This window comes from Phenylobacterium sp. GW823-FHT02A09, from assembly GCF_058797775.1.
The window spans coordinates 79,198-88,392 of record NZ_JBXAJZ010000007.1 but is presented as its reverse complement, the minus strand read 5'-3'; the positions used below and the strand labels follow the sequence as shown (position 1 = coordinate 88,392).

Annotated in this window: 11 protein-coding genes; 4 read left to right on the top strand and 7 right to left on the bottom strand. The window is 67.9% G+C overall.

Annotation, left to right across the window (positions count from 1 at the left end; translation table 11 throughout):
* Positions 1–80: 80 nt before the first annotated feature.
* Complete coding sequence (locus AC1Q87_RS22100) at positions 81–905, bottom strand: GNAT family N-acetyltransferase (RefSeq protein WP_492610981.1); 825 nt, start codon at positions 903–905, stop codon at positions 81–83.
* 152 nt (positions 906–1,057) lie between these two features.
* On the opposite strand from AC1Q87_RS22100, the gene AC1Q87_RS22095 reads away from it, so the two are divergent.
* Positions 1,058–2,260 (top strand): pyridoxal phosphate-dependent aminotransferase, encoded by a 1,203-nt coding sequence (locus tag AC1Q87_RS22095; RefSeq protein ID WP_436061993.1) that lies wholly within the window; start codon positions 1,058–1,060, stop codon positions 2,258–2,260.
* A 62-nt stretch (positions 2,261–2,322) separates the two neighbouring features.
* On the opposite strand, the gene AC1Q87_RS22090 is transcribed toward AC1Q87_RS22095, so the two are convergent.
* From AC1Q87_RS22090 to AC1Q87_RS22080, 3 genes are all read right to left on the bottom strand, one after another.
* Entirely contained in the window at positions 2,323–2,553 is a 231-nt protein-coding gene (locus AC1Q87_RS22090; protein WP_492610980.1) for a DUF2171 domain-containing protein, read from the bottom strand.
* Positions 2,554–2,640: 87 nt separating this feature from the next.
* A complete protein-coding gene (locus AC1Q87_RS22085) occupies positions 2,641–2,871 on the bottom strand; it encodes a DUF2171 domain-containing protein (protein WP_492610979.1) in 231 nt (76 codons plus the stop codon).
* Between the two features lie 133 nt (positions 2,872–3,004).
* Positions 3,005–4,705 (bottom strand): CHASE domain-containing protein, encoded by a 1,701-nt coding sequence (locus tag AC1Q87_RS22080; protein WP_492610978.1) that lies wholly within the window; start codon positions 4,703–4,705, stop codon positions 3,005–3,007.
* Positions 4,706–4,913: 208 nt separating this feature from the next.
* Here AC1Q87_RS22080 and AC1Q87_RS22075 point away from each other — a divergent pair, with 208 nt between their 5' ends.
* Positions 4,914–5,096 (top strand): DUF4169 family protein, encoded by a 183-nt coding sequence (locus AC1Q87_RS22075; protein WP_492610977.1) that lies wholly within the window; start codon positions 4,914–4,916, stop codon positions 5,094–5,096.
* Between the two features lie 102 nt (positions 5,097–5,198).
* Here the strand turns inward: AC1Q87_RS22075 and AC1Q87_RS22070 are convergent, their stop codons facing one another.
* The gene (locus AC1Q87_RS22070; protein ID WP_492610976.1) at positions 5,199–5,981 is read right to left on the bottom strand and encodes a Coq4 family protein; all 783 of its coding nucleotides are present in this window, start codon (positions 5,979–5,981) and stop codon (positions 5,199–5,201) included.
* Positions 5,982–6,100: 119 nt separating this feature from the next.
* Here AC1Q87_RS22070 and AC1Q87_RS22065 point away from each other — a divergent pair, with 119 nt between their 5' ends.
* Complete coding sequence (locus AC1Q87_RS22065) at positions 6,101–6,313, top strand: ribbon-helix-helix domain-containing protein (protein ID WP_492610975.1); 213 nt, start codon at positions 6,101–6,103, stop codon at positions 6,311–6,313.
* On the opposite strand, the gene AC1Q87_RS22060 is transcribed toward AC1Q87_RS22065, so the two are convergent.
* Together AC1Q87_RS22060 and AC1Q87_RS22055 are read right to left on the bottom strand one after the other, a co-directional pair.
* Entirely contained in the window at positions 6,306–6,512 is a 207-nt protein-coding gene (locus tag AC1Q87_RS22060) for a hypothetical protein (RefSeq protein ID WP_492610974.1), read from the bottom strand. The genes AC1Q87_RS22065 and AC1Q87_RS22060 overlap by 8 nt on opposite strands.
* A gap of 3 nt (positions 6,513–6,515) precedes the next feature.
* Positions 6,516–6,731, bottom strand: coding sequence for a hypothetical protein (locus tag AC1Q87_RS22055; protein WP_492610973.1), 216 nt, complete (start codon positions 6,729–6,731; stop codon positions 6,516–6,518).
* A 99-nt stretch (positions 6,732–6,830) separates the two neighbouring features.
* On the opposite strand from AC1Q87_RS22055, the gene AC1Q87_RS22050 reads away from it, so the two are divergent.
* Positions 6,831–9,182, top strand: coding sequence for a UvrD-helicase domain-containing protein (locus tag AC1Q87_RS22050; protein WP_492610972.1), 2,352 nt, complete (start codon positions 6,831–6,833; stop codon positions 9,180–9,182).
* Positions 9,183–9,195: the final 13 nt, after the last annotated feature.

Genomic DNA, 9,195 nt, shown 5'->3' with positions numbered 1-9,195 from the left:
CCCCCCCCCCCCCCCCCCCCCCCCCCCCCCCCCCCCCCCCCCCCCCCCCCCCCCCCCCCCCCCCCCCCCCCCCCCAGGACCTAGTAAGAACGCTGCCGGATGCCCCAGCGGCCGTTCTCGCAGGTGACGATCCAGAGATTGGCGTGGCGGCTGAGCACTTCGCCGCCCTCCCCGTCGCGCGAGTACTCGATCAGCAGATGGACCTTGGTCGGGCTGGAGAGCACCGCGCGCTTGTGCTGATAGGTGCTGCGCCGCCAGCCGCGGGCGACCAGCCCCTCGAAGAAATCGGCAGGGAGTCGCCCCGGCGTCTTCCAGACGATCAGCCGCTCGCCGTCGAGGATGACGTGCGGAAAGTGCAGCAGGCCGTCCATGCCCGCCGCGTCGCGGGCGTTGAAGCGCTCGGTGAAGGCCTCGACGCAGGCGATGGCGGCGGCGATCGCCTGGCTATGCTCGATCCGCTTGGACATGTGCACCGCCACGCCGCCGTTGAGGGCTTCCTCGCGGTCGATCGCGTAGCCGAGCGATGCGTAGAGCGCGATGTTCGCCGCGAAGCGCTGGTTGGTGTAGAGCCGCACGCCCATGAGCCCGGCCTCAGCGGCGATCTGCTCGGCCAGCGCCATCAGCCGAACGCCGAAACCGCGGCCCTGGAAGGCCGGCCGCACGGCGACGTTGACGACCAGCAACTGGTCGCCATCGGCCACGGTCTCGATCAACGCGGCCAACTCCTCGCCGGCGTAAAGCAGGTCGAACCGATGCGCCTGCAGCGCCTGGGCGTAGTCGACGGTCATCGGCAGCGGTTCGCGGCCGATCAGCGGGACCCATTTCGCGTAGGCCTCGCGGGTCAGGGCGCCAATCGCCCCGGCGTCGGCCGGGCCTCCCAGGCGAAGGTTCGCCGCTTGATCCATCTCGCCCCTTCGATTGCTCGGTGAAGCTTAGCAGCGACTTGCGCCCGCGGGGGCGGAATCGGCGTCGCGGTTCGCTTGCCCGCTTTGCCTTTGCGCGGCCTTCGGTTAAACCGCGCGCGTTCCATTCAACTTGCTCCGGGAGTCTGCCCGCCATGTCGCTCGAATCCTCCGCGCTCGCCCGCGTCAAGCCGTCCGCCACCCTGGCGGCCGATGCGAAAGCCCGGGAACTGAAAGCGCAGGGCCGCGACGTGATTTCGCTGGCGGCGGGCGAGCCGGACTTCGACACGCCCGACAACATCAAGGAAGCCGCCATCAAGGCGATCCGCGAGGGCAAGACCAAGTACACCAACGTCGACGGCATTCCGGAACTGAAGGAAGCCATCGTCGCCAAGTTTCAGCGCGAGAACGGCCTGACCTACAAGACCAGCCAGGTGAACGTCTCGCCCGGCGGCAAGCCGGTGATCTGGAACGCCATGATCTCGACGCTGAACCCCGGCGACGAAGTGATCATCCCGACCCCGTACTGGGTCAGCTACTGGGACATCGTGCTGCTGGCCGGCGGCACGCCGAAGGCCGTGGCCACCTCGGACGCGACAGGCTTCAAGCTGCAGCCCGCCGACCTGGAAGCGGCGATCACCCCGAAGACCAAGTGGGTGTTCCTGAACTCGCCGTCGAACCCATCGGGCGCGGCCTACACCAAGGAAGAACTGCGCGGCATCGCCGACGTGCTGCTGCGCCATCCGCACGTGTGGATCCTGACCGACGACATGTACGAGCACCTGGTGTTCGGCGACTTCCAGTTCTGGACCATCGCCCAGGTCGAGCCGGCGCTCTACGACCGCACCCTGACCATGAACGGGGTCAGCAAGGCCTACGCCATGACCGGCTGGCGGATCGGCTACGCCGCCGGCCCCGAAGCGCTGATCAAGTCGATGGCCAAGGTGATGAGCCAGACGACGTCGAACCCGGCGTCGATCTCGCAATGGGCCGCCGTCGAGGCGCTGAACGGCACCCAGGAGTTCATCAAGCCGAACGCCAAGCTGTTCGAAGCCCGGCGCGACCTGGTGGTCTCGATGCTGAACCAGGCCAACGGCATCGCCTGCCCGACCCCGGAAGGCGCGTTCTACGTCTATCCGTCGGTGGAAAAGCTGCTGGGCAAGAAGAGCCCGTCCGGCAAGGTCATCGAGAACGACCAGGACTTCGCCGTCGAACTGCTGGAGCAGGAAGGCGTCTCGGTGGTGTTCGGCGCGGCCTTCGGCCTCTCGCCGTTCTTCCGCATCAGCTACGCGACCTCGAACGCGGTGCTGGAAGACGCCTGCAGCCGCATCCAGCGCTTCTGCGCCAACGTGGCGTAAGTCTTCAGCTCACCGCTGAAAATGAAAACGGCCCGGAGCGATCCGGGCCGTTTGTCGTCGCGCTAGTGCTTTTCGCGCCAGGCGGCCTTGGCGGCGTCCTTGGTCAGGTTCAGCCTGACCTTCTCGTCCACCACGTCGTCCACCCAGGAGAGCGGGATGAGGTGGTGCTTGAGGCCCGCGCCGAGGTCGAGCTTGGCGAGTTCGATGTCGTTGCCGACCACGTGGTCGACGCGGCCGACGTGACCGCCATCCGAGCCGATGACTTCCATATGTTCGTGAATGCCGGGATGCATGGCGTTCTCCTGCTACTCGGTGTTTCGGGGTCGCAAGAGAACGAACCCGCCGCCGGCCGGTTTCAGCTTGGCCGGAGATAATGGCCGCTACCCGGCCTCGCGCCAGGCGGCCCTCGCCGCACCTCCGTTGAGGTTCAGCCGAATCTGATCGCCGTCGATGTCGTGGACCCAGCTGACCGGGATCAGACGACGGTTGCTCGCGCCGTCCGGCCTCACTTCAGCCAGTTCGATGTCGTCGCCGACGACGTGACTCACGCGCCCGAGGTGACCGCCGTCCGAGCCGATGACTTCCATCCTGAAGCGAATGAAGGGCGCCATATCGCATCTCCTGCGTGTCCTGCGCCGGGAGAACGGGCGTAACCTTAACTGGTTTCAGCGAATCGCCGATTTCGAGACAAGTCGCTCTAACATCCTAAAACATCTCAATTATCGGTGGTTCTCTGCGCATTTTCTACGCAGCCGACCCGAGATCGAGAATGTCTTCATCGACACCGGCCGCCGGCAGGTGGAAGACGATGGTGCAGACCACCCCGTCGCGCGCGAAGTCGAGATCGACCACCCCGTCGAGCTGATGCGCCAGACCGCCGACGATGACGCGCGTCCCGAAACCGCGGCGGTCTGGAGACGCCACTGGCGGCCCCCCGATTTCCCGCCAGATGATCCGGATCGGGCGCGGACCGGACCCCGGCGTCAAAGTCCAGGTCACCTGCACCCGGCCATCGTCGTTGGAGAGCGCGCCATACTTCACGGCGTTGGTGGCCAGCTCGTGGAACGCCATGCCCAGGGCGACAGCGGTGTTGGGCGGCAACCAGACCGCCTCGCCGGTGACGATCACCCGCTCGCCGTGATCGCCGCCGTAGGGACTTAGCTCGCTCGCGATCAACTCGGCCAGACTGACGCCGGTCCAGTTGTCGCGGGTCAGCAGGTTGTGGGCCTGGGAGAGCGCGATGAGGCGCGCTTCGAAGCTCTTGCGCACGCTATTGACGTCGGCGCCGTGGCGAAGGCTCTGGGCGGCGATCGACTGGACCGTCGCCAGGGTGTTCTTCACCCGGTGGTTCAACTCGTCGAGCAGCAGCTTCTGGCGCGCTTCCGCGGCGATGCGCGCCACGATCTCGCGCTCTGCGGCCAGGCGCGCCCTCACCTGCCGCCACGTCGCCAGGCTGACCAGGGTCGTCGCCAGCAGGCCGCCGATGATGAACGCCAGCGACACCCAGCGGTCGGGCCCGTGGTCGTAGTCCGCGCGCGCACGGTAGATGATCGTCCAGGTCCGTCCGGCGATGTCGAGCGTGCGGGTCGCCACCAGGCCGCCGCGCTGCGCGGCTGCATCCGGCGACTGGCTGAGCAAGGTGCTGACCGAGGGCGAGCCGTCATAGACCGCGTAGTCGAGCCCCGCGCCCTTGGCCGCCGGCAACACGCTGGCCAGCAGGTCGCCGGCCTGGAAGGGGGCGTAGACGAAGCCCTCGAGCCGCACGCGCCGTTCTTCGACCGTTTCGGGGACGTCGCCGCCGTCGTAGACCGGCTCGTAGATCAGGAAGCCCGCCTGACGCTTGGACTCGACCTCCTCGATCGCCTCGACCTTGCCCGACAGCGCCGGAAGTCCGGTGTCGCGGGCCCGGTCCATCGCCTCGCGGCGCACCGGGAAGGCGTACATGTTGAAGCCGAGCGCCCGCCGGTTCACGAAGTCGAGCGGCTCCAGATAGACGATGGCGTAGAATTCGCCCTCGCCCGGCGGCCGCAGCAGGGAGTCGGGCACGCCCTCGGCCCGCATGTAGGTGATCAGGTCCGGCGCGCCGCCGGCCGGTGCGCGCTTGGTGAAGCCGATGCCCTGGATGCCGGGATATCGACGGGTGAGTTCCACCCGTTGGGCGAAGGCCCGGAACTCGCCCGCGCTGACGTCTTCGCTGGCGGCGAACAGGCCCGCTCCGGCCCGCAGCACGGCCATGTAGGTGTCCAGGCGATTGGCGACCGCCTCGTTGGCCTGGTCGACGATGGCGTCGAAGCGCAGGCTTTCGCGCGCCTGCCGCCCCTGCTCCATCATGTAGGTGCCGGACAGGGTGGCGACGAGGCCGACCGCCGCGACGATGGCGGGCCAGGTGAGGACCGGCCATCCCCGCACCCGCTCTATCAGTCTCTCGCGAAAGCTGGCCGCCACGGCGTCATCCGATCCTAGCCGACATCAACGCCTTAGCTCCAAATAGGCGCCCACGGAAGAACGCCGTTATTTTCAGCGGGGAGAGCGTGGATCGCACAAGGGGCCGGCGGCCGCCGCCTGACACCGGGCCGTGAAGGGCGTATCTGGGGGAGCGCGCGGACCAGGGCAGGTCTCCGGCGCTTTCGATCGCCAACGGCCAGGAGGGCGCATGAGCAACGTCGTGAACCTGAACAAGGCCCGCAAGGCGCGCGAGCGCGAACGCGCGCGCGATCAGGCGCAGGAGAACCGCGTCCGGTTCGGCCGCACCAAGATCGACAAGGACGTTTCGAAGGCCGAGACGAAGAAGGCCGAACAGACGCTGGACGGCGCCAAGCTCGACAAGCCTGAATAGGCCAAGGGCGTGGGTGGGGAAGGCTCGACACTCCCCCACCCGCCCGGCGCTGTGCACAGCGCCGCCTGCGCGCCGTCCCCCCGGATCGGCGCGTAGGACTGGTTACATCCGGGCCGGAACCGCCGCGTCGCGGGCGTCCGCCGGGATGGAGTCGTAGATCGTCGCCGGGGTGATGCCGAGGCGCTTGCGCGCGGCTTCCAGCGGCTCGGCCATCAGGCGCTCATAGTCCTCGCCGAGCAGCCAGGCGGCCGCCTTGCCGCGCTTGTAGCCCTGCCAGATCGCCTTGACGTATGGATAGTCGGCGCCGCGCGAGCGCGAGGCGGCGCCAAGCCCGATCAGCGCCCAGCCCAGGCCCTTGGTCTGGGCGTACGAGAACGCCACCAGGCAGGACTCGCCCAGGCCGTCGCGGTGATAGCCCGACAGGATGTGCCAGATGTCGTGCACGTCGCGGGTCCGGCGGCCCATCCAGGCGTACGGGTGCTCGATGTCGACCTCGTTGCCCTTGATGCGACTGATCTCAGCGAGCCCTTCGGCCGACAGCTGCTCGGAACGGATGAACTCACGATAGGCGGCGCCGACGCTGCCGGCCGGCAGCGAGTCGAGCCAGGCGTCGTCCATCAGGCGGTCGGCGAACTCTTCACGCTCGTAGGCGATGCGGCCGCCCTGGGTGGTGGTCAGAAGGCGCTGATAGCAATCGGCGGTCGAGGTGCCGTTCAGCGCGCGCATGATCTCGAACACCTGTCCGGTGTCTTCCTTGTCGTTCAGCAGGCGCTGCAGCGCCTTCAGGGCCGCGCCCCACTGCAGCCGCGGCTTGGGCAGGGGCGCGTTCGCAGGCGCAGCCTGGCGGAGCACGGGGGCGTCGAGAGCGTCGGCGGTCATGGCCATGGGGAAGCAGCCTTCAATGCGAACAACGTTTGGATCGAAAGTGACGCATGCGTCATTTTTTTGCAAGATAACAAAGGAATGCTTGGCTGCAACGTGGCGCCTGAGCCACAACTCTACCCATGGCTTCCTTGAAGAAACGTTCGATCCTGCTGTCCGGGCACGCCACGTCGATGGCGCTGGAGCCTGAGTTCTGGGCGGTGATGGACGAGATGGCCGCGAGCCAGGGCGCGCCCCTGGCCGTGCTGATCGCCCAGATCGACGAAGGCCGGGGCGAACGGCCGCTGGCCTCGGCCTGCCGGGTGGCCGCCCTCGCCTACGCCCGCGCTAGCTGACCGGGCGCGCGTCCGGCGGCGACGGCCGCGGCGAGTCAGGCGTGGTGATGTCGGGCATCGGAGCGCTCATCCCCAGGGAAGGCGGATTGAGCGCGCGCATGGCGAACATGAACCCCAGCACCAGCAGGAAGCCGATCAGCGCCCACAGAAACAACGGGATGGGCTTGCGACGGGGCGGAGGCAGGTCGTCGTCGCTCACGGTCTACTTCGGGGTCGGCAGCGGCGCGTCGGGAAGCTTTGGCGCGTCGGGCAAGGATGGCGGCCTCGGGACGTTGATGTCCACATCAATCGACCTGGGCAGGTCGGCCTCGGCCTCACGGCTCATAACCGCATAGCCGATGGCGGCGATGCCGAGGACCAGCGCCCCGATCAGGATCGCCAGCCAGATCAACGTGCTCGAACTCGTACGATCGGCCATGGACTCCTCCCTGGGCCGTCATGGTCGAGGTGGAAAACGAACGCCGGCTGCGGCGGTTCCGGGCTTAAGCCGCGCGCGCCGTGTGCTACATATGTTCCGATGTCCTCCCCTGAATCATTCGACAACCCGTTCGACGACGCCATGCCCATGCAACGGGTCAGCGATCTGGCGCGGGTGAAGGGCCCCAACTACCTGAGCGGGCTCAATCCTGAGCAGCGCGCCGCCGTGGAAGCGACCGAAGGCCCCGTGCTGGTCCTGGCCGGCGCCGGCACCGGCAAGACCCGCGTGCTGACCACGCGGCTCGCGCACATCCTGGCCACCGGCCGCGCCAAGCCCTGGGAACTGCTGGTCGTCACCTTCACCAACAAGGCGGCCAAGGAGATGCGCGAGCGCATCACCCACATCATCGGCCCGTCGGCCGAGGGCCTGCGCTGGCTGGGCACCTTCCACTCGGTCGCCGCCCAGATCCTGCGCCGCAACGCCGAGTTGGTCGGCCTGAAGTCGAACTTCACCATCCTGGACACCGACGACCAGGAGCGGCTGATCAAGCAGGTGCTGGAGGCCGAGAACGTCGACGCCAAGCGCTGGACGCCCAAGGCGCTGGCCGGGATGATCGACCACTGGAAGAACCGCGGCTGGACGCCTGATCGCCTGCCGCCCAACGAGGGGCGCGAGTTCGCCAACGGCAAGGGCCCGGCGCTGTACCGGCTCTACCAGGAACGCATGCGGGTGCTGAACGCCTGCGACTTCGGCGACCTGCTGCTGCACAACCTGACCATCTTCATGGCCAATCCGGACGTGCTCGCCGACTTCCACGAGCGCTTCAAGTACGTGCTGGTCGACGAGTACCAGGACACCAACGTCGCCCAGTACCTGTGGCTGCGGCTGCTGGCCCAGAAGCGCCAGAACGTCTGCTGCGTCGGCGACGACGACCAGTCGATCTACGGGTGGCGCGGCGCCGAGGTCGACAACATCCTGCGCTTCGAGCGCGACTTCCCGGGCGCGACGGTGATCCGGCTGGAGCGCAACTACCGCTCGACCAGCCACATCCTGGCGGCTGCGTCCGGGCTGATCACGGCGAACAAGGGGCGGCTCGGCAAGACGCTCTGGACCGAGCAGAACGGCGGCGAGAAGGTCGTCGTGCGCGGCGTCTGGGACGGCGAGGCCGAGAGCCGGCTGATCGCCGAGGAGATCGAGCGGGCCCACAAGGGCGGGACCGAGAAGAACCCGCGCAAGTACCGCGACATCGCCATCCTGGTGCGCGCCTCGTTCCAGATGCGGGCCTTCGAAGAACGCTTCGTGATGCTGCAGATCCCCTACACGGTGGTCGGCGGCCCGCGGTTCTTCGAGCGGGCGGAAATCCGCGACGCCCACGCCTATCTGCGGCTGGTTCAGTCGCCGGACGACGACCTGGCCTTCGAGCGGATCGTCAACGTGCCCAAGCGCGGCATCGGCGACACCACCGTCCAGAAGCTGCTCCAGATCGCCCGGGTGAACGGCGTGCCGGTCATGCAGGCTGCGCGCGAGGCGGTGCAGACCGACGAGCTGGCGGCGCGCACGCGCACGGCGCTGTCCAACTTCCTGCGCGATCTCGATCGCTGGCGCGGTCAGGCGCAGGCCATCCACCACGGCCGACTGACCGAGCAGATCCTCGAGGAGAGCGGCTATACGGACGCTCTGCGCCTGGACAAGACCCCGACCGCCCAGACCCGGCTCGAGAACCTCAAGGAACTCGTCCAATCGATGGGATCGTTCGACACCCTCGAAAGCTACCTCGAGCACGTGTCGCTGGTCATGGACATGGACCGCGGGCCGCAGGCCGACGCGGTGCAGATCATGACCCTGCACTCGGCCAAGGGGCTGGAGTTCCCGCTGGTCTTCCTGCCCGGCTGGGAAGAAGGCGTGTTCCCCTCTCAGCGCAGCATGGACGAGAAGGGTGAGAAGGGCCTCGAGGAGGAACGCCGGCTGGCCTATGTCGGCATCACCCGGGCCCGCGAAGAGGCGCGAATCTCGTTCGCCGCCAACCGCCAAGTCTATGGCCGCTGGACCAGCCAGCTGCCGAGCCGCTTCGTCGACGAACTGCCGATCGAGAACGTCGAGGCCAGTTCCGAGACCGGCTACTACGGCGGCGGCCCCGGCATGCAGCAGCACGGCAGCCGCTGGGACGAGAGCCCGACCTTCGGCGCGGGCTATTCCAGCCCCGGCTGGAAGCGCGCCCAGGAGCGGAACTTCCGCGGCAGCCATCCCGGCCGCGGCGCGGTGATCGAGGGCGAAGGCCGGTTGGTGGTCTCCGAGTCCTCGGCGGCCAGCGACTTCAAGCGCGGCGAGCGCGTGTTCCACCAGAAGTTCGGCTACGGCCAAGTGAAGTCGGTGGACGGCAACAAGCTGACCGTCGGCTTCGACAAGGCCGGCGACAAGAAGGTCATCGACAGCTTCGTGACGAAGGCCTGAGGCGCGGGCGGCC